This window comes from Lysobacter sp. yr284, from assembly GCF_900107375.1.
Lineage (GTDB): Bacteria > Pseudomonadota > Gammaproteobacteria > Xanthomonadales > Xanthomonadaceae > Lysobacter.
Genome location: NZ_FNPT01000001.1, coordinates 215,206 through 238,624, shown reverse-complemented (window position 1 = coordinate 238,624; position 23,419 = coordinate 215,206). Strand labels below are relative to the sequence as shown.

15 protein-coding genes are annotated in these 23,419 nt (G+C 71.3%); 5 read left to right on the top strand and 10 right to left on the bottom strand.

Annotation, left to right across the window (positions count from 1 at the left end):
- Positions 1-57: 57 nt before the first annotated feature.
- From pgl to zwf, 3 genes are all read right to left on the bottom strand, one after another.
- The gene (pgl, locus tag BLV01_RS00835; RefSeq protein ID WP_091793209.1) at positions 58-804 is read right to left on the bottom strand and encodes a 6-phosphogluconolactonase; all 747 of its coding nucleotides are present in this window, start codon (positions 802-804) and stop codon (positions 58-60) included.
- A 381-nt stretch (positions 805-1,185) separates the two neighbouring features.
- Positions 1,186-2,175: a glucokinase gene (glk, locus tag BLV01_RS00830; protein WP_091793207.1), complete on the bottom strand. Its 990-nt coding sequence runs from the start codon at positions 2,173-2,175 to the stop codon at positions 1,186-1,188.
- On the bottom strand, positions 2,172-3,611 hold the full coding sequence (gene zwf / locus BLV01_RS00825; RefSeq protein WP_091793205.1) for a glucose-6-phosphate dehydrogenase: 1,440 nt from the start codon (positions 3,609-3,611) through the stop codon (positions 2,172-2,174). Before zwf ends, glk begins: the two co-directional genes overlap by 4 nt.
- Before the next feature lie 562 nt (positions 3,612-4,173).
- Here zwf and ugpC point away from each other — a divergent pair.
- The gene (gene ugpC, locus BLV01_RS00820; RefSeq protein WP_091793203.1) at positions 4,174-5,268 is read left to right on the top strand and encodes an ABC transporter ATP-binding protein; all 1,095 of its coding nucleotides are present in this window, start codon (positions 4,174-4,176) and stop codon (positions 5,266-5,268) included.
- Between the two features lie 66 nt (positions 5,269-5,334).
- Here ugpC and BLV01_RS00815 read toward each other — a convergent pair whose 3' ends face one another.
- Positions 5,335-6,123 (bottom strand): TetR/AcrR family transcriptional regulator, encoded by a 789-nt coding sequence (locus tag BLV01_RS00815; RefSeq protein ID WP_091793201.1) that lies wholly within the window; start codon positions 6,121-6,123, stop codon positions 5,335-5,337.
- 635 nt (positions 6,124-6,758) lie between these two features.
- Here BLV01_RS00815 and BLV01_RS00810 point away from each other — a divergent pair.
- The 4 genes from BLV01_RS00810 (at position 6,759) to BLV01_RS00795 (ending at position 10,719) form a co-directional block, all read left to right on the top strand.
- The gene (locus tag BLV01_RS00810; protein ID WP_091793200.1) at positions 6,759-7,289 is read left to right on the top strand and encodes a hypothetical protein; all 531 of its coding nucleotides are present in this window, start codon (positions 6,759-6,761) and stop codon (positions 7,287-7,289) included.
- Positions 7,290-7,426: 137 nt separating this feature from the next.
- Complete coding sequence (locus BLV01_RS00805; protein WP_175485720.1) at positions 7,427-8,920, top strand: T6SS phospholipase effector Tle1-like catalytic domain-containing protein; 1,494 nt, start codon at positions 7,427-7,429, stop codon at positions 8,918-8,920.
- 32 nt (positions 8,921-8,952) lie between these two features.
- Positions 8,953-9,525 (top strand): hypothetical protein, encoded by a 573-nt coding sequence (locus BLV01_RS00800; RefSeq protein WP_139178359.1) that lies wholly within the window; start codon positions 8,953-8,955, stop codon positions 9,523-9,525.
- Between the two features lie 138 nt (positions 9,526-9,663).
- A complete protein-coding gene (locus BLV01_RS00795) occupies positions 9,664-10,719 on the top strand; it encodes an SDR family oxidoreductase (RefSeq protein WP_091793195.1) in 1,056 nt (351 codons plus the stop codon).
- A 160-nt stretch (positions 10,720-10,879) separates the two neighbouring features.
- Here the strand turns inward: BLV01_RS00795 and BLV01_RS00790 are convergent, their stop codons facing one another.
- From BLV01_RS00790 to BLV01_RS00765, 6 genes are all read right to left on the bottom strand, one after another.
- Positions 10,880-12,943 (bottom strand): TerD family protein, encoded by a 2,064-nt coding sequence (locus BLV01_RS00790; protein WP_091793193.1) that lies wholly within the window; start codon positions 12,941-12,943, stop codon positions 10,880-10,882.
- Between the two features lie 149 nt (positions 12,944-13,092).
- The gene (locus BLV01_RS00785; protein WP_254782465.1) at positions 13,093-14,355 is read right to left on the bottom strand and encodes an MFS transporter; all 1,263 of its coding nucleotides are present in this window, start codon (positions 14,353-14,355) and stop codon (positions 13,093-13,095) included.
- A gap of 192 nt (positions 14,356-14,547) precedes the next feature.
- Positions 14,548-16,956: a TonB-dependent receptor gene (locus BLV01_RS00780; protein WP_091793191.1), complete on the bottom strand. Its 2,409-nt coding sequence runs from the start codon at positions 16,954-16,956 to the stop codon at positions 14,548-14,550.
- 74 nt (positions 16,957-17,030) lie between these two features.
- Positions 17,031-20,048 (bottom strand): beta-phosphoglucomutase, encoded by a 3,018-nt coding sequence (pgmB, locus tag BLV01_RS00775; protein WP_091793189.1) that lies wholly within the window; start codon positions 20,046-20,048, stop codon positions 17,031-17,033.
- Positions 20,049-20,615: 567 nt separating this feature from the next.
- Complete coding sequence (locus BLV01_RS00770) at positions 20,616-21,629, bottom strand: LacI family DNA-binding transcriptional regulator (protein ID WP_057947795.1); 1,014 nt, start codon at positions 21,627-21,629, stop codon at positions 20,616-20,618.
- 114 nt (positions 21,630-21,743) lie between these two features.
- Positions 21,744-23,312, bottom strand: a complete 1,569-nt coding sequence (locus tag BLV01_RS00765; protein WP_091793187.1) for a serine hydrolase domain-containing protein — start codon at positions 23,310-23,312, stop codon at positions 21,744-21,746.
- Positions 23,313-23,419 lie beyond the last annotated feature (107 nt).

Genomic DNA, 23,419 nt, shown 5'->3' with positions numbered 1-23,419 from the left:
CCCGGATGCCCGCCTTCGCGGGCATGACGACAGATGGGTTTCGCGATGCCCGCGCCGTTACGGGCACCAATGCACGTCTAGCGGCACCTCGCCCTGCATCGCCAGCAACACCGGCCAGCGCTTGGGGTCGCCGTCGGCCAGCGCCTGCGCGAACACCTCGCGCTTGGCCTTGCCCTGGATCAGCAGGAACCGCGATTGCGCATACGCCAATCCGTTCGGGGTCAGGCTGATGCGCTTGCGCCATTGCTTCGCGCCGGGCTGGCCGCCGGCGTCGATGGCGACGTAGGGCTGCTTCGACGCCAGCACCCGGTCGAATGCGGCCATGTTCGGGAACAGCGAGGCGGTGTGGCCGTCCTCGCCCATGCCCAGCACCGCCGCGGCGGCGCTCTGGCGGGCGTGGGCGTTGGCGAAGGCGACCGCTTCCTCCATGCCGTGGCCGGGGCGGGTCAGCGATTCCAAGCGCGCCATCGCGGCGTTGTCGCGCAGCAGGTTCTGCTTCACCAGCCAGGCGTTGCTGTCCGAGTCGCTGGGCTGCAGCCAGCGTTCGTCGACCAGGGCCACATCGACCCGCGCCCACTCCAGCGGCGCGCGTGCCAGGGCGCGGTACACCGGCGCCGGCGTGGTGCCGCCGGACAGCAGCAGGCGCGAGCGCGGGCGGCGGGCGAGGTCGCGGCGCAGCTCCGCGGCGATGGCCACCGCGCAGGCCCAGACCCAGGCATCGGCGTTGCGGTGCTCGTGCCAGCGATACGGCGCGGCCTGCGGCTGGGCGGGATCGTGCGGGACGGGAGTGGGGTCGTCGAGCATGCGGCGATCTTCGCATGCACGGGTTTAAGCCGGTGTGCTGAGTGAATGTGACTGATGCCTCATGCGCGGGCGGTTGGATTACGCACTAAGGCTCGGCAGCGCGAGCAGCGCCGGGCGGCTGCAGCGTGGTTGCGTCGAACGCGGGCGTCCTGGCGAAGCCGCGCGGCGGGCCGCTGGATGAAAGAGGCCGGAACTGCCGCCGTCATTCCGGCGAAAGCCGGAATCCATTTTGATTTTGCCGTTGCCGCTACACATTCAACGCAACGTCAAAACGAATTGCGGCTTTCGCAGCAACGAAGGGAGCGCGCGCGCGGCCCGGATCGGCGAAGGCGCGACGGCCGCCTCGCGGCCTGAGCCGTCGTCGCAGCCGCGGCGTCGGAACTACGCAGCAGCCTTGAGCGCGCACTGCGCGGCCAGCGCGGCGGCGCCGAGCAGGCCGGGCTGCGGATGGGTCACCGCCAGGGTCGGCACCCGCGCCATGGTCGGCGAGAACCGGCCCTTGTGTTCGAAGCGCTGGCGAAAGCCCGAGTGCGCCAGCCACGGCATCAGCTTGGGCACCAGGCCGCCGGGCAGGAACACCCCGTCCCATGCGCCCAGGGTCAGCACCAGGTCGCCGGCGGCGGCGCCGAACACCGCGCAGAACACGTCGATCGCGCGCAGGCAGCGCACGTCGCCTTCGCGCGCCATCGCGGTGATGTCCTGCGGTTGCAGCGGGCCGGGGTCTTCGCCGGCGATCTGGCTCAGCGCGCGGTGCAGGTTGACCAGGCCGCTGCCGCTGATCAGGCGTTCGTTCGACACCCGCCCGAACTCGCCCGACAGGCGCTTGAGGACGTCGATCTCCTCGGGATTGTTCGGCGCGAAGCTGACGTGGCCGCCTTCGGTCTGCAACGGATAGAAGCGCCCGTCGCGGCGCAGCAGCGCGCCCACGCCCAGGCCGGTGCCGGGGCCGATGATCGCGTAGGTGCGGTCGCCGCTGTCGTTCCAGCCGTTCCAGCGCACGCCGCCGATCGGCACCACGTCGCCGACGCCGAGCAGCGACACCGCCATCGCCTGCGCGGCGAAGTCGTTGACCAAGTCGATCCGGGTCAGCCCCAGCGCGATGCGCGTGCGCTCGGCCGAGATCACCCACGGATGGTTGGTGATCCGCGCCTCGTCGCCGTCGACCCGTCCGGCCACCGCGAACACGCCGTGGCTCGGCGCGGCACCGACCTTGTCGAGGTAATGCCGAGCGGCGTCGGCCAGCGAGGGAAAGTCGGCGACCGCGTAGACCTGCACGCTGTCGGGCAGCAGCGCCGGCGCGGACGGGTCGGAAGCGGCCAGGGCGAAGCGGGCGTTGGTGCCGCCGATGTCGGCCAACAACGCGCCGGTCATGCCTGGCCCCCGCCCGTGCGGTTGGAATGCGTGCCGCCGTTGGTCGGCGGCAGGAAGCGTTCGGCCTCGGCCGGGCCCCAGGAGCCGGCGGGGTAGTCCAGCGCCGGCTGCGCGGTTTCGCTCCACGCGTTCTCGATGCTGTCGATCCACTGCCACGCCGCCTCGACTTCGTCGTCGCGCACGAACAGGGTCTGGTTGCCGCGCAGCGCGTCGACGATCAGCCGCTCGTAGGCGATGCGCCGCTGCGGCGAGGCCGACATCGACAGGTCCAGCGACATCGGCTTGAGCTCCAGCGCGCCCCATTCCGGCGCGGCCAGGCTGCCCATCAGGCCCAGTTCGATGGTTTCGTCGGGCTGCAGGCGCATGCGCAGGCGGTTGGGGCGCTCGCGGCCGCGGCGCGGGCGTTCGAACAGCCAGTGCGAGGTCGGCCGGAACGACACCACCACTTCGGTGGCGCGCTCGGCCAGGCGCTTGCCGGTGACCAACCGGAAAGGCACGCCCGCCCAGCGCCAGTTGTCGATGAAGGTCTCGACCGCGACGAAGGTCTCCACCGGCGATTCGTGGACGAAGCCTTTCACCGCGCGGCCCTCGACCACGCCGGCGCCGTAGCGCCCGCGCACCGTGCGCTCGGCGGCGTCCGCGGCCGTCACCGGGCGCAGCGTGCGCAGCACCTTGCGCTTCTCGTCGCGGATCGAATCGGCGTCCAGCGCCGCCGGCGGCTCCATCGCGATCAGCGCCAGCAGTTGCAGCATGTGGTTCTGGACCATGTCGCGCAGCGCGCCGTAGCCGGCGTAATAGCCTTCGCGGCCGTCCACGCCAGCGGTCTCGCCGACGAAGATGTCGACCGACTCGATCCATCGGTGCTGCCACACCGCTTCCAGCAAGGTGTTGCCGAAGCGCAGCGCGAGCAGGTTCTGCACCGCGGCCTTGCCCAGGTAATGGTCGATGCGGAAGATCCGCGACTCATCCAGGCAGGCGCGCAGCGCGGCGTTGATCCCGCGCGCCGAGGCCAGGTCGCGGCCGATGGGTTTTTCCAGCACCAGCCGCGACTCGCCTTCGAGCAGGCCGGCGGCCTTCAGGCCCTTGGCGCAAGGCACGAACAGGTCGGGCGGGGTGGCCAGGTAACTCACGCTGGGGCGGTCGGCATAGGCCGACAGCGCCGCGGCGATGGCCGCCTCGTCGCGCAGGTCGACCGAGACATAGGCGATGCGCGCGAGCAGTTCCTCGACGATGCCCGGATCGTCGGCGACCTCGGCGGCCATGCGTTCGCGCAGCCAGGCGCGGAACTCCTCGTCGCTGTGTTCCTGGCGGCCGACCGCGACGATGCGCAGCGACGCCGGCAGCAGGCGGTCGCGCCACAGGTGGACCAGCGACGGGAACAGGTAACGCTGGGAGAGATCGCCGGTGGCGCCGAACAGCAGCAGAGTGTCGTGCATGGAGCGGACGGACCAAGAGGAAAGGGGGGAGGCCGGACGCCGCGCGGGGCGGCGCGAGTGGCGTTCGCGGCCGGCGTCCAAGCATAGTCGCTGCCTGGGCGGCGGGCGAACCTTGCCCATGCAATCAGGGCGGCGGCCGCGGCGGCGTACGCGTCGGGCGCGGGATTCGCCATGGCCCGCGTGCGCGCGGCGGCGCGCCGCGCCGAAGCGGGCGAGTGCGGCGATGCGCATGCGGCGACGAGGGCCTGGGCGGCGTGCCATCCTGGCCGCACCCGCGGCATGCGACGCGGCCGCGCGGGTGCGAATCGCATCGGCTGCGGCGCTGTCCGGGCCGACCGCGTCGGCAGCGCTTGCGGCCGTGGCCCGGGCGCGCCACGGCGCCGCCGCGCAGTGCGGACATCGCGGCGACGGCGGGCAGGTCGTTCATCGCGGGCGGGTCTCCGTAGCGGTCCGGCCCCGCACGCGATCTGCGACAGGGCGTGCATGAAAACGTTTACATGGGCAGAATAGCCCACGGCGCGGCCGATTGCACACCGCGCGGTTCGCTCAGTCGGGAGAATTCATGGCGAAGGTCAGTCTGCAGCATCTGCGCAAGGTCTATCCCAACGGCTACGTCGGCGTCGCCGACGCCAGCTTCGACATCGCCGACGGCGAGCTGCTGGTGCTGGTCGGGCCTTCGGGCTGCGGCAAGTCGACCCTGCTGCGGATGATCGCCGGGCTGGAAACCATCAGCGGCGGCGAGCTGCGTATCGGCGAGCGCGTGGTCAACCAGGTGCCGCCGAAGGACCGCGACATCGCCATGGTGTTCCAGAGCTATGCGCTGTACCCGCACATGACCGTGGCCGAGAACCTCGGCTTCGGCCTGAAGCTGCGCGGCCTGGGCAAGGCCGAGATCGCCCGCCAGGTCGGCGAGGCGGCGGCGATGCTGGAGCTGGAGCCGTTGCTGGAGCGCAAGCCGGCCGCGTTGTCGGGCGGCCAGCGCCAGCGCGTCGCGCTCGGCCGCGCGTTGGTGCGCAAGGCCCAGGTGTTCCTGCTCGACGAGCCGCTGTCCAACCTCGACGCCAAGCTGCGCATGACCATGCGGGTCGAGATCGCGCGCCTGCACCGCCAGCTCGGCACGACCATGGTCTACGTCACCCACGACCAGGTCGAAGCGATGACCCTGGGCCACCGCATCGTGGTGATGAAGGAAGGCAAGATCCAGCAGATCGACACGCCGATGGAACTCTACAACCGGCCGGTCAACCTGTTCGTGGCGACCTTCCTCGGCAGCCCGAAGATGAACATCCTGTGGGGCCCGGTGGTCGAGCGCGACGACGGCCTGCACCTGCAGATCGGCGAGGGCGTGCAACTGCGCCTGCGCCCGCAGGGCGAACTGCTGGAGACGGTGCGCGGCTACCTCGGCCGCGAGCTGATGGTCGGGCTGCGGCCGGAGGACATGCACCTGGCCGAGGCCGGGCCGGACACCGTGCCGGCCAAGGTCGAAGTGGTCGAGCCGGTCGGCAACGAGGCCTTCCTCAACCTCGGCTGCGGCGGTTGCGACCTGGTCGTGCGGCTGCCGCCGTTCCACCTGCCGCAGGCGGGCGAGACCGTGCATTTGTCGTATGCGGCCGAGCGGATGCACTTCTTCGACCGCGACAGCGAACTGCGGCTGTGATTGGTGGCAGGGCCTGAAGGCCCTCCGGCAAAAGCGCTCCGATGGAGCGCTTGGCCGGCGACGCGCTCAGGCTTCGACCGTCTCCACCGCCCACGGCGGCAGCCCCCCCGGCGGCTTGCCCGCGCCCAGCGCCTGGGCGTCGGCCGCGGCCGCGGCGTCGTCGGCCAGCAGCACCACGCGCTCGACCTGGGCGATCTGCTCGCGGTCGCCGAACGGCGCGGTCAGGGTCGGCGAGATCAGGCTGATCAGCCGCGCCAGCATCAGCGCGTCGCTGACTTTCTCGCCCATGCACAGCGACGCGATCAGCTCGTCCAGGCGCTCCCCGGCCAGCAGCCCCGACAGCGCCTTCAGGCACAGGTGCAGGCGCATGCCCAGTTCGTTGCGCGAGACCTGCGGCAGGGCCCGCGCGAACGCCTCGAAGAAGCGCCCGAAGATCGGCTGGTAGTGCTCGCGCAGGTAGTTGCGCACGAACGGCGAGGGATCGCTGTAGACCCGGCCGAGCAGGCGCACGAAGCCGCTGCCGTCCTCGCTGGCGCGGCTCATGCGCAGCGCCGGCACGAACAGCGCGCTGAGCACGGCCGAGGCGTCCATGCCGTCGCTGCCGTAGCGCCGCTCGCACGCGGCCAGCAGGCGCAGGCGTTCCTGGTTGAGCCGGTCCAGGCGCGAGTGCAGCAGCGCCTGCATCAGCCCTTCCTTGCCGCCGAAGTGGTAGTTGACCGCGGCCAGGTTGGTGCCGGCCAGGGTGGTGATCTGGCGCAGCGACATGGCCTCGAAGCCGTGCTCGACGAACAGCGCCTCGGCGGCTTCGAGCAGACGCGCCTTGGTGTGGCCCGCGTTGAGGATTTGCTTGCTCATTCAACGGCTTGCGCCGGCTCCTCCGAGTGCGGTCGCGCTTCGGCGAAGGCCGCTGCGCAGGTCGATCCAACGATCGCGACGATTGTCACGGCGCTTTCTGGCACACGCGCGACAGCGAATCACGCTGCGTCGCAATATCGCATGAGTTCGGGCGCAATCACATTGCGGCTGTGAGCGCGGGCACGCGCGGCGGCTTTGCCCGAGCGGGCGAAAACACGCGCGGCGCGAGCGCGGCGGCGCGGGGCCGGCGACGCCCACCGGCGCCAGGACCGCGCCCGGCGCGTGTTGCCGGTGGGTCGGCAACGCACGCTGCATGCGCGCACGATCGCATCCGCTGGCGCCCGGATCGCCGCACCCTGGTTGAGTCTTGTCGCCGATTGCGTGCAAACTGGCGGCGAGCGTTCCGGCGACGCTCGAGCGCGGCACGCGCGGCAGGCAATGGGGAATTGTCCGCGCCGCCGCCGCATCGTCCCGGCCTCGCCGGTGGCCGGAACCTTGGAGGGACCCCGATGGACAAACCGTCCGCGCCCGGCCGTCGTCCGGCGCCGTCGCCGCCCTCGCGGGCCGCGGCGCGCCGCGTCCGCGCCGTGGCCGCGCTGCTTGCCCTATTCGCCGCAACAGGATGCCAAACCGCCATGTCCAGCACCGCCGCACCCGATCCGTCCGCAGGCGCGCAGGCCACCGCCGCGCAGTGGCCGCTGCGCTTCCAGCGCCACCGCTTCGGCGGCTTCTGCTTCGATACCTGGGGCTGCAGCATCGTCTACAACGGTTTCCCGCACGGCCAGGACGACCGCGAGCGCCAGAGCGCGTCGGTGGCCTCGTTCGGCGCCGCCTACCCGCAGCGCATGAAGGCCGCGCACCTGGACATCGCCAACTTCCCCGGCCCGGCCGAGGTGACCTGGCGCGCCAAGGACAAGAGCGAGCACCGCGCCAGCATCGACGTCGCCGCGATCTTCGCCGACGGGCTGGTGCGGCACGAGGTCGCGCGCGAGGACGTGGCCGAGGGCGTGAGCCTCAACGACCCGGAAATCATCCTGGAAGTCAACGACCGCACCATCAACGTCTACATGCGCAGCATGATCCCGTTGAAGCGGCCGCGCGATCCGGCCAACCCCAACAGCGACTTCCGCGCCGACCTGGTGCGGGTGTTCTCGCAGACCTACTGAGCGCCGCGCGCGCCGCAGCGCTCGCAGCCATGACGTAACCAGTCGTACGCGGCGCGCACCGGCGCCGCGACCACGCCGCGACAGGCCGCCCGCCGGGCGCCGCGCGGCACCGCATGCAGGATCAAGGAGAGTTCGCGATGGGCGGTGGCAAGAATCCCGATGGAGTGAGGACCGATCCGGCCAACCAGCACCAGCTGGACAGCTACGTCCAGGCCAGCCAGGCGCTGTCGCAGCTGCAGGCGCCGGTGCTGCTGGACTCGGCCGATCCGCATTCGCGCATGTTCGTGGCCTGCTTCGACGGCACCGGCAACAGCATGTACGGCACCGACCCGAAGAACCACACCAACGTGGCCGATGTCGCCAAGCAGCTGCAGAACGGGCTGCACGCCAACATCGGCGTGGGCTACGTGGAAGGGCCGGGCACCCAGAGCGGCTGGTACGAGCGCACGGTCGACGGCGCCACCGGCCGCAGCTTCGATCCGCGCCTGGAGAAGATGTACGCGCAGTTCATCGAACAGGCCAAGGAATGGAAGGCCGAGGACCCGCAGGCGAAGATCAGCCTGGCCGGGATCGGCTACAGCCGCGGCGCCGAGCAGGAGGCCGCGTTCTCGCGCCTGGTCCACGAGCGCGGCATCCAGGACCCGGCCGGCGCGGTCTACGTCAAGGACAAGGACGGCAACATCACCGCGCCCCCGACCTACCGCAACGCGCCGCTGGAGCCGCCGGGACAGGTGGCGCAGGCGGTCGGCCTGTTCGACCCGGTCGGCACCGGCGAGCCGCGCAAGCACGACCGGCGCCTGCCGCCGTCGGTGATGTCCGGCTTCCAGGTCACCGCCGAAGACGAGCGCCGCGACCAGTTCAAGTCGACCAGCATCCTGCGCGAAGGCCACACCGAGAACCAGCGCTTCCTCAACGTCACCGTCGGCGGCGCGCACAGCAACATCGGCGGCAGCTACGAGCTCAACGGCCTGTCGATCCGCAGCGGCAACCTGATGGTGGACTACCTCAACAGCCTCAGCGACCAGCCGTACCTGCAAAAGCGCGCCGAGCCGACCGATCCCAAGCTCAACGTGGTGCACCGCTCCGACCAGCACCAGTTCTTCTACACCACCTTCGGCTTCCGCGACGGCGAGCGCGACCGGATCGAGACGGTCGCGAGCAAGCAGCAGGTCAAGGACCACAGTGTCGCCGATCCGAACCGCAAGGAAGCCATCGACGAGGACATGAGCGCGCGCTTTGCGCGCCGCGCGGTGCCGATCGGCCCGGCTCCGGGCGGCCAGGAGCCGGCCTTGGTCCAGGGCGGGCTCGGGGCGCAGGGACCGGCCGCGCTGGGCCAGGGCGGCATGGCCCAGGGCAACGACTTGGAGCGCAACTTCGCGCGCATGATCGACGCCGCGCGCAACGGCGACGCCGCCGCGTTCCGCGACGCCACCCGCGACCACGCCCAGGCGCCGGAAACCCAGAACTGGCTGCAGGCCGGGCGCGAGCGCTACCAGCAGCTCAACGCCGAGCAGGCCCAGCAAGCGCCGCAGCAGGCGCAGGTGCGGCAGGCGGAGCCGGCGGACGCGCAGCGGCTGCCGCCGCCGCAGCCCGAGGCTCCGGCCCAGCCGCCGCGCGCACCGGGCCTGTGATGAGCGGGCAGGGCTATTACGCGGAGACTCCCGTGCAGGACGCGCAAGACCTGAAACGACTGGCCGCGGATCTCGCGGTGTTCGCCCAGCACCTGCAGGAACAAAGCGAACGCGCGGTCCAGCACGTGGACCGCAGCGCCGACGAACTGCACCGCGCCGCGATCGGCATGGGCGCCGGCGCGCAGGAGCTGGCCCAGCAGTTGATCGGCGTGGTCCAGAACCAGGCCCACGAGGCCATCGGCCGCGGCGTCGAGCAGGCCTTCGGCAGCGCCGGCGCGCAGCTGCGCGAGAGCGTCGAGCTGACCCAGCGCGCGGCCAAGGCGCTGGAAGACCAGCGCAAGGCGCTGGAGCGTTCGCAGCAGATCCTGTTGTACAAGGCGGTGCTGGCGTTGTTGGTCGGCTCGATCCTGGCGGTGGGCGGCAGCTGGTTCTACATCCACAAGTCCATGCGCGAGATCCAGCGCGCCGACTTCGCCCGCGACATCGTCGAGGCCACCCGCAACGGCGCGCTGACCCGCTGCGACGGCGCCCTGTGCGCGCGCGCCGGCAACAAGCGCGTCGGCCCCAGGGGCGAGTACGTGTTGCTGGAAGAACCCAAGAAGTAGGCGGCCCCCTGTAGGAGCGGCGCAAGCCGCGACCGCGACAACGCGACTGCGGCGACGGTTTCGGCGCAGTCGCGTTGTCGCGGCTCGCGCCGCTGCTGCAAGTGGATCGCCCGCTCGCGCCTGCGTTAGGCTGCGGCGATGAACGACGACGACACTTCCCGCGCCGCGCCCGCCACCGTGCTGATCACCGGCGGCAGCGGCTTCCTCGGCAGCCGCTGCATCGCTCACGCCCTCGCCGCCGGCCACCACGTGCGCACGACCGTGCGCGACCTCGCCCGCGAACCGCAGCTGCGCGCGGCGCTGGCGCGCGCGGGCGTGGACGCCGGCGACCGGCTCAGCCTGCACGTCGCCGACCTGCGCAGCGACGAGGGCTGGGCCGCGGCGGCGGCCGGTTGCGGCTACGCCCTGCACGTGGCCTCGCCGTTCCCGGCGCAGATCCCGCGCGACGAGAACGAACTGATCGCGCCGGCGCGCGAGGGCAGCTTGCGGGTCTTGCGCGCCGCGCGCGACGCCGGCCTGCGCCGGGTGGTGCTGACCTCGTCCTTCGCCGCGGTCGGCTACGGCCATCCGCCGCGCCCGACGCCGTTCGACGAACGCGTCTGGAGCGACACCGCCGCGCCGCTGGCGGCGTACGTCAAGTCCAAGACCCTGGCCGAGCGCGCGGCCTGGGCGTTCGTCGCCGAGCAGGGCGGCGGACTAGAGCTGGCCGTGGTCAACCCGGTCGGCATCTTCGGCCCGGTGCTCAGCGACGATTACGCGACCTCGATCCTGCTGGTCAAGCGCCTGCTCGACGGCGCGCTGCCGGGCGCGCCGAAACTGCATTTCGGCGTGGTCGACGTGCGCGACGTCGCCGACCTGCACTTGCTCGCGATGACCGACCCGGCCGCGCGCGGCGAACGTTTCCTCGCCACCGCCGGCGACTTCCTCAGCGTCGCCGAGATGGCCGCGCTGCTGCGGCGCAACCTCGGCGCGGCCGCGCGCAAGGCGCCGACGCGCGAACTGCCGAACTGGCTGGTGCGGCTGGCCGCGCTGGCCGACCCGGCGGTGCGGCAGATCGTGCCGGACCTGGGCAATCGCAAGAACGCCAGCAACGCCAAGGCCCGGCAGCTGCTGGGCTGGGCCCCGCGCAGCGCCGAAGAGGCGCTGGTGGCGGCCGCGCGCAGCCTGATCGAACTGGGCGTGGTGCGCGGCTGATCCGGCCGTGGGGCGGCTTTTGTGGGAGGGCTTCAGCCCCGATGCTTTTCGCTCGGCGCGCCGCGATCGGGCACAAAGGCATCGGGGCTGAAGCTCCTGCCGGTAAAGCGGTCGAAGCCGCTCCCACAGGGGTGGACGCCTGCCGCCGCGTTACCGAGCGTCAAAGGAACTCGGCGCGAATCCGATCGATATCGAACGCGCCCACGTCGCCGTCCTGCGCGAACACGGTCTGCGCCTGCGCGCGCTCGGCGACCAAGCTGCCGCGCGCCTGCGCATGCAATTCGAACAGCGTGTACAGATCGGGAGCCGCGTCGTACTGCATCGCGCGCAGTATCAGCGAGATGCCCGACAGCTGGTTGGCCGCGTTGTTCCAGCGCGGCCGTCCGCCGATGCCGACGTCGCACCAAACCGCCTGGTTGCGTTCCAGGTCGAGCACGAACGGCATGCAGCTGTTCTGCTTGGACGCCAGGTCAACGCGGTCGTGCACGGTGCGCGCCTCGAACGGTTCGCCCGAGTCGATCTCGCTGCGCGCCATCCAGCCGGCGAAGCACTCGGGCAGATCGCAATAGGGTTGCTCGGTGAAGCTGTGGATGCTGACCGCGACGAAGCCGACGCCGGATTCGCGCAGGCGCGGCAGGTCCAGGTCGATGAATTCGGCCGCGCCCTGGGGCGCGTCGACGATGTCGCCGCTGTGATGGCCGCCGTAGCCGCGCAGGTTGTAGTAGGAGATCGTGTCGAGGAAGCCGAACTCGCGGTCGAAGAATGCCGCCGACAGGTCGATGTCGGTGCGGCCGCGGCCGTTCTTCCACCACAGGAACAGGCGCACGAAGCGCGCATCCGGCAGCGTCACCCGGCTGCCGCGGGTCAGCGTGCGCAGCGAGCGCGAGGCCGAGCGTTGCGCCAGCGGCGCGCGCAGGTCGCGCAGGGCGGGGTCGATCCAGCACGGGCCCAGCGGCGCGCGCTGGGCGAAGCGTTCGCTCAGGGCCTCGCGGCAGATGGCCGCGGCGGCCTCGGCGGCGCCGGCGGGCAGCGGCGCGCGCCGGTCGTGGGCGCCCCAGGCGCGCGCGGCGTCGCCCTTGGGGAAGAACACCCGCAAAGGCGCGCGGCCGCGATGACGCAGTTGGCTGTGCAACTGCAGCAGCACCGGCACCGACACGCGCGTTGCGGCGGCGCGCAGGCGCTGCAGCACGTCCGCTGGGTCGGCGCCGCTGCGCAGGAGGTGGTCCAGGCGCCGCGCCAGTTCGCCGGGCCGCGCGCTCAGGCGCTGCGCGGCGGCATCGGCGCGGCCCAGACGCAACTCGCGTTCGATCGCGCCGTTGAAGGTTTCGTGCGGGCGGTCCTCGCGCAAGGTCTGGAACGCGTTCCAGGTCGCCGGCAGGCGCTCGCGGTAGTCGCCCGGGTGCAGCCGCTCGCCCAGGCGCTTCCAGCGTTCCTTCCAGCGCAGCATGTCCTCGCTTGGATCGCCGCAGGCTTCCAATGCGTGCAGCAGCAAGCGCCGCATCGCGCGGGGAAAGCGTCCGAAGCGGGTCGGCTCGGCCAGCGACACGTCGCCTGCGCTCCAGGCAACGGCCACGCGCAGCGCATCGGTGGCGGTGGCCAGGCGTTCGCGTACGAACGCCTCGCTGCGCGGGCCCGGCGCGCGGCGCAGCAGCGCGGCGGCGATGAAGGCGAAGTTTTCCTTGAAGGCGATGTGCTCGGGCAGCATCCGCAGCACCTGCTCGCGGTATTGGTCGATGAACCAGGCCAGGTCGTCCTTGTCCTGTTGCGACAGCGAGGTCGGCGAGGCGGCCAGGCGGGTGCAGATGGCTTCGAACTCCTCTGCGCTGCCCAGTCCGATCAGGCGCAGCGCACGGCCGCCGCGCAGTGGCGGCGATGGCTCGGGCTCGATTTCGTGCAATTGCAGTCGGGTGACGTAGTGGAACATCGCGCGCTGGTACAGCTGCGCTTCTTCCACCCGCAGCACGCCGGCCGGAAAGTCGGGAAACAGCGGACGCAGCGGGCGGTGCGCGCCGGTCGTCTTGGCCAGCGTCGCGCGCAGTTCGCGCAGGCAGCGCGCCAGTTGTTCCGGCGACTGGCTGCCCAGGCGCTCCAACGCCTCGGGCGTGAGCGCGAAGCCAAGCTGTTCCAATTCCTGCTGCACCATCGCCAGCTGCATGGCGCTTGCGCCGCCATCGCCGGGCTTGAGCAGGAACTTGCCTTTCCTGCGCAGCAAGATTCCGTTCATCGCGCGCGCTCCTTCGACATATCGCAACGAAAAGGCCCGCCGAAGCGGGCCATGTGGGAAGCGGGCACCCTAGTTTCAGAGAGAAGGAAGGACGCCCATAGCCACGTCGCGAGCATAGCCACAGGCCGGTGCGCTGCCAAGCCCGCCGGTCAGGCGGCAGCGGCGAGTACGGCCGCTTCGGCGCGCGCGGATTGGCGCCGAAGCGCCGCGATCGCCAGCACCAGCAGCGCCATCGGCAGCAGCGACAGATAGAACGCGCCGCCGCCGCCGATATGGGCGAACAACTGGCCGGTGATGAACGAGCCGGTGGTGCCGCCGAGCGCGGAGAACACCACGATCAGGCCGGTCATCGCCGCGTGCCGCGACTTGGGCAGCGAGCTGAGCACGACCGAGTTGATCGCCGGATAGATCGGCGCCATGAACAGCCCGATCAGCGGGAACACGAACGCGGCCAGCGGCGCGCTCATCCAGGTCATCTGCGCTTGCGCCTGGGCGCCGCGCGCCAGCGGCAGCGCCAGCAGCACCAGCGCGGCCATCGCCAGCACGCAGCCGATCAACAGCCCGTGCCAGGGCACGCGCCGCAGCGCCAGCCCGGCGGCGAGCCGGCCCAGCGCCAGCGATACGGCGAAGATGCTCGCCGCCTGCACGCTCATTTTCGCCGGCAGGTGCAGGATCTCGCGGTTGAAGGTCGGCAGCCACGTGCCCACGCTCTGCTCGATCAGCACGTACAGGAACGCCGAGGCCAGGAACGCGGCGACCAGGGGCAGGGCGATCAGGCGGAACATGTCGAGGAAGGACTCGGCGGCGGCGTGGCCGTCGCGCGCGGCCCGCTCGTCGAGCCTGGCCCCGGCCAGCAGTGCGAGGATGACCGCGGCGATGCCGGCCAGCAGCCAGTAGACGTCGAGCCAGACCGGATCGCCCGGCGATTGCGGATCGATGAACCAGGCGAAGATCCAGTAGCCGGCGAGCACGCCGACCATGAACCAGCCCTCGATGATGCTGGTGAGGCTGGCGTGGGCCTGCTTGCCTTCGGTGAGCAGGCCGATGGAGGAATACACCGAGACCTTGACCAGGGCGAAGGCCACGCCGGTGGCGATGAACAGCGCCTTGGTCATCCAGAACGCGGCCAGCAGCGGCATCAGCGCGCAGGCGACCAGGACCAGGCCGAGGCCGATCATCATCGAGCGGCGGTAGCCTAGCCGCGGCAGCAGCGAGGCGGTGAGGAAGGAGACCACCGCGATCGGCAGGTCCTTGAACGCTTCCAGGATGCTGGCCTGGGCCTTGTCGATGCCGAAGCCCTGGATCGACTGCAGGATCACCGTGCCGACGCTGTTGAGCAGGACCCCGAACATCATGTAGGTCAGGATCATGGCCGCGATCATGCGGCGGCGGTGGGCGGTGGCGACGGTCATGCGGGCTCCGGGAGGACGGGGCTACAGGGAGATCGTGCGGCATGCGCGCGGCGCAGGCGAGGGCGGCCCTCACCCCAACCCCTCTCCCGCGAGCGGGAGAGGGGCTTTCGAATGCTGGCGTCGCATGCCGTTTCTTCTCCCGCTTGCGGGAGAAGGTGGCCCGAAGGGCCGGATGAGGGTGGCTCTAACTCCTCACCACTTGTAAGCGGCCGAGAACAGATACGACCGCCCCGCGATCGGCCGGCCCATGAACACCCCGCCGGTGGCCGCGCCGGGCACGCGCACATTGCCCTCGGTCAACCCGAGTTCGTTGCTGACGTTGCTGCCGGTCACCGCGAACTCCCAGTTCTGGCCCGCATGCAGGTTCGCGCCGACGTCCAGCGTGTGGTACGAGGGCAGCTTCTGGGTATTGGCCAGATCCGCATAGCGATCGCCGATGCGCGCATAGGTCGCGAACACCTTCAGGTCGCCGAACGGCAGCGTCCAGTAATAGCTCGGGGTGAAGCGGAACTGCTGCTTGGGCTGGCGCATCACCTGGTTGCCGGTGAACTCGCGGTAGTTCTCGTACTTCGCATCCAGCCACACGCCGGTCAGCGCCAGCTCCAGCCCGCCGACCGGGCGCCAGGCGCCTTCCACTTCCACGCCGTAGGCGCGCGAATCGCCGACGGTGGTGAAGTTGCTGCCGTCCTCGAGGAAGGCCTGGAACGGCGAGTTGGTGAACTTGTTGTAGAACGCGGTCAGGTACAGGTCGTAGCTCTGGCTGCCGGACTTGAAGCCCAGTTCGTACTGGTCGATCTCCTGCACCTTGGTGTTGCCGTCGCGCAGGTTGTCGAAGGCCGGCAGCTTGTAACCGGAGTTGGCGCGGGCGAACACACTGGCGTTGTCGGTCAGCTTGTAATTCGCGCCCAGGGTCCAAGAGAAATGCTTGTCGTCCTGGTCGATCCGGCGCGAGGTCGGCAGCGAGACCGAGGTGGCGTTGTCGTACAGCGTGTTCGGATTGCCGTCCAGGTCGACCGTGGCGGTGTCGTGCACGGTGCCGTCGACCTGCTGCCACTCGTAGCGGATGCCGCCGTCCAGGCGCAGGCGCTCGTTGACCTGCCATTCGTCGGCGAGGAACACCGCGGTGTTCTGGCCGTCGTAGTCGCCGCGCAGCGAGAAGAACGAGGTGCCGGTGAAGCCGTCGCGGGTGACCTGGCGGCCGTCGGCGAGGGTCACGTCGATGCGCCGGGCGTTGTTGTGCGCGGTCAGCAGCATGTTGTTGCCCAGGTACCAGGTGTCCTTGGACGAGTACTTGGCGAAGTACACGCCGGCGGTCAGGGTGTTGCCTTCGAACAGGTCCTTGCTGAAGCGCAGGTCGTTGGTGAACGACTCGATCTCCTTGTCGACCACCCAGAAGCCGGCGGTCAGCACCTGCTGGTTGGGATCGACCGCGCCGCCGCCGTTGACGTAGGTCGCGCTGCCGGCGCTGCCGTAGCCGGCGATGAACGACGACAGCGTCTGCGGGCTGGCGCCGGTGAACAGGCCGTTGGTCGGCGCCGAGCCGGTGACGAAGTTGACCCGGTCGCTGATGGTCCAGTCGCCGGCGTAGAAGTCCATCGACGCGCCGAACACGTCGAGGTTGATGCCGCGGCCGTCGGCGAGGTCGCGGCTGATGCTGGTGCCCGGGCCGGTGGGGATGGTGACGTGGCGGATATCGTTGCCGAGCAGGGTGCCGGTCTGCGCGTCCAGGCCCGGGAAGCTCGACAGGCTGGAGCCGTTGTTGCGCGAGAGCAGCGGGATCGGAGTGAAGAACGCGTTCTTGTCGTCGGTGTGGCGGGCGTAGACGGTGATCTCGCCGCTGTCCCAGCTGTGGGTCAGGGTGGCGCTGAGCTGGCCGCCCTTGTCGGCCGGGAACTGGGTGTCGCGCACGCCGTCGGTGGTGCGGTAGAAGCCGCCGACGCTGTAGTACCAACCGTCGGCGAGCTTGCCGCTGTTGAACAGGTCGACCCGGCGGAAGCCGTCGCTGCCCAGGCCCAGGCGCACGCTGCCGGCCGGCTCTTCGCCGCCCTTCTTCTGGATGAAGTTGACCGTGGCGCCGGGCTGGCCGTTGGAGAAGATCGGGCTGGGGCCGCCGCGCAGCACTTCCATGCGCTCGATGGTGTCGTCCATGCGGAACAGCGTGGAGTTCTCCAGGAACGACAGGGTCGGCGGCGGGAACAACGGCGCGCCGTCCATCTGCACGGTCACGAACGGCGCGTCGCCTTCCGAGGGCATGCCGCGCACGAAGATGTTGGCGCCGGTGCTGCCGCCGGCCGACTCGGCCCACACGCCGGGCACGACCTTGAGCGCGTCGGCGGTGCTCAGCGGCACGGCCTCCTGCAATTGCTCGGCCGAGGCGGTGGTGATCGAGAAGCTGGCGTCGCGCTTGCGCACGCCCTTGAAGCGCGCGGTGCCGCTGACCACGACCGCGTCGAGCGTGGTGGCCGAAGCGTCGGTGGCCTGGGCGGCCGCTGCGGGCTGCGCGTCCTGGGCCAGCGCATGGCCCGGCGCGAGGATCGCGGCGATCGCGGCCGACAGCGCATAGCGGATCAGCCGGGTCTGCTGGTTGGCACGGTGTTGCATGTCGTTCTCCCCACCCATTCGATATGGATTGTTGGTTTTGAGTGACCCCGCCGCGGCGATGCGTGCCGTCGCGGTCAGGGCGAAACGAAAGCGTCTACGTCGAACGCTGCGATGTCGGCCAGGCAGACGTCGGCCTGGGCGAGCGCGCGCGCGTCGCCGATGCCGACCGCGGCCATGCCGGCGGACTTGATCGCGGCCACGCCGGCGGCGGCGTCTTCGATGCCGATGCACTGCGCCGGCGCCACGCCGAGCGCGGCGGCGACGTCGAGGAAGATGTCCGGCGCCGGCTTGGCGCGGGCGATCCGCGCGGCGTCGGCGATGTAGTCGAAACGATCGGCGATGCCGAGCCGGTCGAGCAGGGCGGCGGCGTTGCGGCTGGCCGAGGCCAGGCCGAGCTTGAGCCCGCGCGCGCGCGCGCGTTCGAGCACCCGCGCCACGCCGGGGAACAGGTCCTGCGGCGTGACCTCGGCGATGGCTTCGACGTAATAGCCGTTCTTGCGTTCGGCCAGCGCCTGCTTCTGTTCGGCGTCGAGGCTGCGGCCGGCATGGCGCAGGATGATCTCCAGCGAGCTCATCCGGTCCACGCCCTTGAGCTGTTCGTTGACGTGCTCATCGAACGGCAGGCCTTCTTCGTCGGCCATGCGCTTCCAGGCGCGGTAATGGGTCTGCGCGGTGTCGGTGAGCACGCCGTCGAGATCGAAGATCAGCGCCTGCGTCGGGCGCGGGAAGCGCTCGCGCGCATCGACCTCGGCCGCCGCCAGCGGCCGCCGATGCGGCGCGTCCGCGCCGAGTTCGAGGCGCTGGCCGGCATGCACGATGGCCAGCGGCGCGCCGTCGAGCAGCGCGTATTCGACGCCGTCGCGGCGCACCTGCACGCGCAGGCGCCGGCCCTGCCAGCGCAGGCCGAAGGCGTAACCGTCCCAGCGCTGCGGCAGGGTCGGGGCGAAGTGCAGCGCGCCGTCGACCGCGCGCAGGCCGGCGAAACCCGTGGCCAGGCCCAGCCACGTTCCGGCCAGCGCCGCCATGTGCACGCCGTGATCGGTGTTGCCGTGCAGGTCGTCCAGGTCCACGCGCAGGTTGTCGTGGAAGAACGCCTCGGCCTGCGCCGCGTGGCCGACTTCGCTGGCGAGGATGCCGAACACCGACGCCGACAGGGTCGAGTCGTGGGTGGTCACCGCCGCGTAATAGTCGTAGCTGCGGCGCTTGACCTCGACCGGGATGCCGTCGCCGGCCAGCACCAGGCCCATCACCACGTCGGCCTGCTTGCAGACCTGGTAGCGATACAGCGTCAACGGGTGGTAATCGAGCAGCAGCGGCCGGTGTTCGCCCGCGCGCGCCGGGAACGGCCAGCGCGGCTTGTCGAGGAAGGTGTCGTCCTGGGCGTAGATGCCCAGGGCCTCGTCGTAGCGCAGGAACATCGATTCGGCGGCGCGGCGCCACAGGCCGACTTCGTGCGCGTCCAGTTGCAGCCTTTGCGCCAGTTCGCGCAGGCGCTGCGGACGCTCGCGTTCGAGTTGTTCCCACGCCGCCGCCGCGCGCAGCAGATGCCGCTGCGCCATGCGGTTGGTATAGAAGTTGTTGTCGACCAGCGCGGTGTACTCGTCCGGCCCGGTCACGTCGTGGATGCAGAACGCGCCGCCGCGGCGCGGGTTGAAGTGGCCGACCTGCGGCCAGATGCGCGCGGTCTCGAACAGCATCTCGGCGCCGAAGTCGGCGAGGAAGTCGAGGTCGCCGCTGGCGTCGAGGTACAGGCCGATGCCGTAGGCCACCGCGGCGTTGATGTGGTACGCGGCCGAGCCGGACGGGTAGTGCGCCGAGCACTCGCCGCCGGTGATGGTGCGCCACGGGAACAGCGCGCCGCGCGGGTGGTTCATCTCGCGCGCGTGCTTGCGCGCCGGGTCCAGGGCGAGGAAGCGCGCGTGCAGCATGGCCCGCGCCACTTCCGGCGCGGTGTAGGCCATCACCGGCAGCATGAAGGCCTCGGTGTCCCAGAAATAATGGCCTTCGTAGCCCTCGCCGGTGAGGCCCTTGGCGGCGGTGCCGTCGATGCCGTTGCGGCCGGCCGATTGCAGCAGGTGGAACAGGTTGAAGCGCAGCGCCTGTTCGGAGCCGGCGTCGCCTTCGATCGACAGGTCGGCGCCGTCCCAGAACCGCGTCAGCGCCTGGGCCTGGCGCGCGGCGATGGCGTCGAAGCCGTCGGCCTGCGCCTGTTGCAGCGCCAGCGCGGCGCTGGCGGGCAGGTCGGTGGCGTGCGGGTTGCGGTCGGTGACGTAGGCGACGAATTTTTCCAGGGTCGCCGATTGACCCGGCTGTAGCTGCACGCAGTAGCGTTGGGCCACGCGTTCCTCGCCGAGTTCGGCGCCGGCGAACGCCAGCCCGTCGCTGCGGTGGGCCTGTTCGCAGACCGCGCGCACGCCGCTGCGGCGGGTCGCCTGGACCACGTGCGCGCCGCGCTCGTCGGCCTGGCGCGCGAGCAGTTGCAGGCCTTCGGCCGAGGCCACGCCGATGCGCGGGTCGTCGCCTTGTTCGGCGGCTTCGTGGCCGCATTCGATCGCCGAGGCGAGGGTCAGTTCGCCGCGGTAGTCCAGCGAGGCGACGCGGTAGCGGATCGCCAGCAGGTCGACGCCGGCGACGCCGCTGTCGAACGGCACCACGCGTTCGGCATGGACTTCGATGCGCGCGCCGGCGGCGGTGCGCAGCACGCTGCGGCGCGCAAGGCGGCCGCGGCGCAGGTCGAGTTCGCGTTCGAAGTCGTCGCCCGGCGCCGGCAGCAGGCGCTCGTCGCCGGCGAACACGGCGATGCGCTGGCCGTCGGCGACCGGCAGGCGGGTGTCGGTATGGCGCGGGAAACCGGTGAAACGTTCGTGGTAGTGGATCGGGTGCTGCTCGTAGACCGCGGCCAGGAAACTGCCGTCGCTGCCGCCGTCGGCCTCTTCCAGCCCGCCGCGCACGCCGAGCGAACCGTTGGCCAGCGCGAACAGGGTTTCGTCGCGGCGCGCGCGCGCCGGATCGAGACCGACCCGGCGCAGGCGCCAGGGGTCCGGATCGGCGGAAGAGGAAGGGGCAGCGGAAGCGGGGTTCTGAGCGGTCACGCGACAAGGCCTGCAAGCGGGGCCGCAGGGCGCTGCGGCTTCGATGGAAGCGGACCGTAGTGATTGATTGTTATCGATGTCAAGTTACCGATAACAATGACTGGACGTACGCCACATCCGCGATCGGTGCCCGGTCCCGGAACGGGCTGGCTAACCATGCCGAATCAGGCACTTGGCCGATTGCGGCGGTGCACAACGCGTCCTCACGCGTCGGCCGCGCGCCGCTGCAACGCAACAAGAACTGCGCAAGCCCTGTAGGAGCGGCGCGAGCCGCGACCGCGCCAATGCACCTGCGGCGAAACCCTCCGCGCCCGCGCCACGGGGCCGGCTTGGATTCGACGCGACCGGCCGCCGCACGGTCGCGGCTCGCGCCGCTCCTACAGGGCAAGCCCGTTGTTTTGTAGGAGCGGCGCAAGCCGCGACCGCGTCAATGCACCTGCGGCGAAACCCTCCGCGCCCGCGCTACGGGCAGGCCTGGATTCGACGCGACCGGCCGCTGCACGGTCGCGGCTTGCGCCGCTCCTACAGGGCAAGCCCGCTGCTTTTGCGGGGGCGGGCTGCCCGCGCTCAGGTCACCCGCGCGACCAGATGCGTCGGCAGGATCTCCGATGCCGCCGGCTCGCCTTCGATCAAGGCCAGCACCTTGCGCGCCAGCAGCACGCCGGCGTCGACGAAGTTCTGGTGGATCGAGGTCAGCGGCGGCAGGTAGGTCGCGCCCAGCGGGGTGTCGTCGTAGCCGATCACCGAGACGTCCTCGGGCACGCGCCGGCCGCGTTCGATCAGGGCGCGGATCGCGCCGATCGCGAGCAGGTCGCTGGCGGCGAACAGGGCGTCGAACTGCGGGTGTTGGTCGAGCAGCGCGTGCACCGCCTGGGCGCCGGCGCTGACGGTGAAGTTGGCCACGGTCGGGGTCAGCGGTTCGATGCCGTGGCCGCGCAGGGCCTCACGGAAGCCGAGCAGGCGTTCGGCGAATTCGCCGTGGGCGTCGTCGCCGAGGAACACCGGCCGGCGCCGGCCCAGGGCCAGGAAGCGTTCGGCGGCGAGCTTGCCGCCGCGCTGGTTGTCGCTGCCGACCACCACCTGCGACTCGTGCCGGCTGACCGCGCCCCACACCACCATCGGCCGGCCCCAGCGGCGGACTTCGTGCATGGCGTCCTCGTGCGCGCCCTGGCCGAGCAGGATCACCCCGTCGGCGGCCTGCACGCTGGGCAGCGCGCCGCCCTGCAGCGAGGTCAGCAGCACGCTGTAGCCGGCCGAGGTCAGCTCCTGGCTGATGCCGCCGAGCAGGTCCAGCGGGTACGGCCCGGACATCTGCCGCTCCACCGTCGGCTTCATCTCCACCACCACCGCCACGGTCATGCTGCGGCGCAGGCGCAGGTTGCGCGCGCTGATATTGAACTGGTAGCCCTGGCGCTCGGCCAGTTCCTTGATCCGCTGGCGGGTCTCGGGGTTGACCAGCGGGCTGTCGCGCAGCGCGCGCGAGACGGTGATCGCCGAGACCCCGGCCAGCTCGGCCAGGTCGGCCATGGTCAGGTGTTCGCCGGCCTTGCGGGTCGGGTTGGCAGCGCGCGGTCGGCTCATGGGCGGGTAGGCGGCGGTCCTGGCGGAATCGCGTGGAAGGCGGGCCGCCCCTATTTACCACGCCGCGCGCAAGGCCTGCGCGCAGGCCTCGCGCGCGGCGCCGTGCGCCCGCAGTTACCGCGCGCCGGCTTGCGCGGCCTGCGCGGGCTCGCGGCGGTAATAGGCGCGGGCATCGCCGGCGATCACGCTCAGCGCCTGGACCGCGCCGTGCGCGTCGCGGTGGAACTCCAGTTCCGCGCCGCCGGCCGCGCCGGCGCCGAGGAAGCGGGTCGGCCCCAGCGCCGGCAGCGTGGCGTCGGCCTCGTCGGGCAGGCGCAGCACCAGCGCGCCGGCGGCGACGTCGACGCTCAGTGTGTCGTAGTCGAACCAGTCGGCGAGGGCGCCGCGCACGTCCATCGGCACCGCCGGGTCGAGCCGGTAGCGGCCGGCGTAGTCGGCCTGGCCCGGCGCGGCGGGGTCCATGGCGACGGTGCGGATCGCAGGTTTGACCCCGTCGCCGAGCGCGTCGGAGATCGCGTTGCGGATCTCGCCGCGCAGCGCGCCGCCGTTGGCGCCGTTGGTGAGGATGACGAAGCCGAAGCCGGTCTGCGGATAGCCCTCGATGCCGGCCCGGTAGCTGTCGTTGCTGCCGTTGTGGAAGAACCGCCGGGCGGGGCCTGCGCCGGCCAGTTCCGGCCCGAGCCCGCGCCCGCCGGGCGAGACCGCGGCGGTCATGTCGGCGAACACCGCGGGCGGCAGCAGGCCGTCGCCGCGGCGGCTGCGCAGCAGCGCGGCGACGAAGCCGCCGAGGTCGCGCGCGCTGGTCCACAGGCCCGAGGCGCCCTGTTCGGGAAAGGCCTGCCAGCCGCGCGGCAGCGCGGTGAGCGCGCCATTGCGGTCGTGGGCCTGGGCGATGTTGCCGCGGCTGGCCGGCAACGGGTTGGCGAAGGTGCTGCGGCGCATGCCCGCCGGTTCGAACACCTGGGCGCGGGCGATGGCCTCCAGCGGCTGCCCGGCGACGTCTTCGAGAATCTGTTGCTCGACCATGACCCCTCCGCCGGAGTAGTCCATGCGCGTGCCCGGCGGGTACTGCAGGCGGATCGGCGGGTTCTTGGCCGGCGCCGCGCCGTCGAGGGTCTGCCGCAGCGTCGGCAGGGCCTCGCCGGGCAGGTAGTCCTCGAAGCCGTGCACGTTGAGGCCGGAGGTGTGCGACAGCAGCATGCGCAGGGTCACGCGCGGGTCGGCGATCGCGGGCGCGGGCGGGATGCGCCAGGACGTGAGGTAGGCGCCGACGTCGCGGTCCAACTCGAGCCGGCCTTGCGCGACCAGGCGCAGCGTGGTCGCCGCGGTGATCATCTTGCTGACCGAGCCGACCGAGAACAGCGTGTCCGCGTCGACCGCCTCGGCGCCGCCGGCGGCGCGCACGCCGTAGCCGACCGCGTAGACCGGCTGGCCGTCCTGGACCAGGGCGATGGCGACGCCGGGAACCTTGTGGTGGGCCATGCGCTGTTGCAGCGTCCAGTGCGGCACGGTCTCGCCGGCGGCGACCACGCTGGGGCGCAGGCCGCGTTCGATCGCCGCGGCGAGGGCGGCGAGATCGCGCGTGGCCGCTGCAGGCGCGGACGGCGGCGCAGCGGGCGCCTGCGCGGCGGCGCCGGTGGACAGGCACAGCGCGAAAACGCAGGCGAGCAGGCTGGATTTCATCGGATCGTCCTTGTGAATGGCGGGCGCGGCGGAAAGGCGGTCGAGGCGGAACGGGTGAAACGCGGGCGCAAGCAGCCCCGGCGGCGGGCCGCAGCGGCCCGCGCTGG

Bases quoted from the DNA above. Each gene is read 5' to 3' on its own strand.
- pgl (WP_091793209.1), bottom strand. From the start codon at position 804: ATGCTCGACGACCCCACTCCCGTCCCGCACGATCCCGCCCAGCCGCAG.
- glk (WP_091793207.1), bottom strand. From the start codon at position 2,175: ATGACCGGCGCGTTGTTGGCCGACATCGGCGGCACCAACGCCCGCTTC.
- zwf (WP_091793205.1), bottom strand. From the start codon at position 3,611: ATGCACGACACTCTGCTGCTGTTCGGCGCCACCGGCGATCTCTCCCAG.
- ugpC (WP_091793203.1), top strand. From the start codon at position 4,174: ATGGCGAAGGTCAGTCTGCAGCATCTGCGCAAGGTCTATCCCAACGGC.
- BLV01_RS00815 (WP_091793201.1), bottom strand. From the start codon at position 6,123: ATGAGCAAGCAAATCCTCAACGCGGGCCACACCAAGGCGCGTCTGCTC.
- BLV01_RS00810 (WP_091793200.1), top strand. From the start codon at position 6,759: ATGTCCAGCACCGCCGCACCCGATCCGTCCGCAGGCGCGCAGGCCACC.
- BLV01_RS00805 (WP_175485720.1), top strand. From the start codon at position 7,427: ATGGGCGGTGGCAAGAATCCCGATGGAGTGAGGACCGATCCGGCCAAC.
- BLV01_RS00795 (WP_091793195.1), top strand. From the start codon at position 9,664: ATGAACGACGACGACACTTCCCGCGCCGCGCCCGCCACCGTGCTGATC.
- BLV01_RS00790 (WP_091793193.1), bottom strand. From the start codon at position 12,943: ATGAACGGAATCTTGCTGCGCAGGAAAGGCAAGTTCCTGCTCAAGCCC.
- BLV01_RS00785 (WP_254782465.1), bottom strand. From the start codon at position 14,355: ATGACCGTCGCCACCGCCCACCGCCGCCGCATGATCGCGGCCATGATC.
- BLV01_RS00780 (WP_091793191.1), bottom strand. From the start codon at position 16,956: ATGCAACACCGTGCCAACCAGCAGACCCGGCTGATCCGCTATGCGCTG.
- BLV01_RS00770 (WP_057947795.1), bottom strand. From the start codon at position 21,629: ATGAGCCGACCGCGCGCTGCCAACCCGACCCGCAAGGCCGGCGAACAC.
- BLV01_RS00765 (WP_091793187.1), bottom strand. From the start codon at position 23,312: ATGAAATCCAGCCTGCTCGCCTGCGTTTTCGCGCTGTGCCTGTCCACC.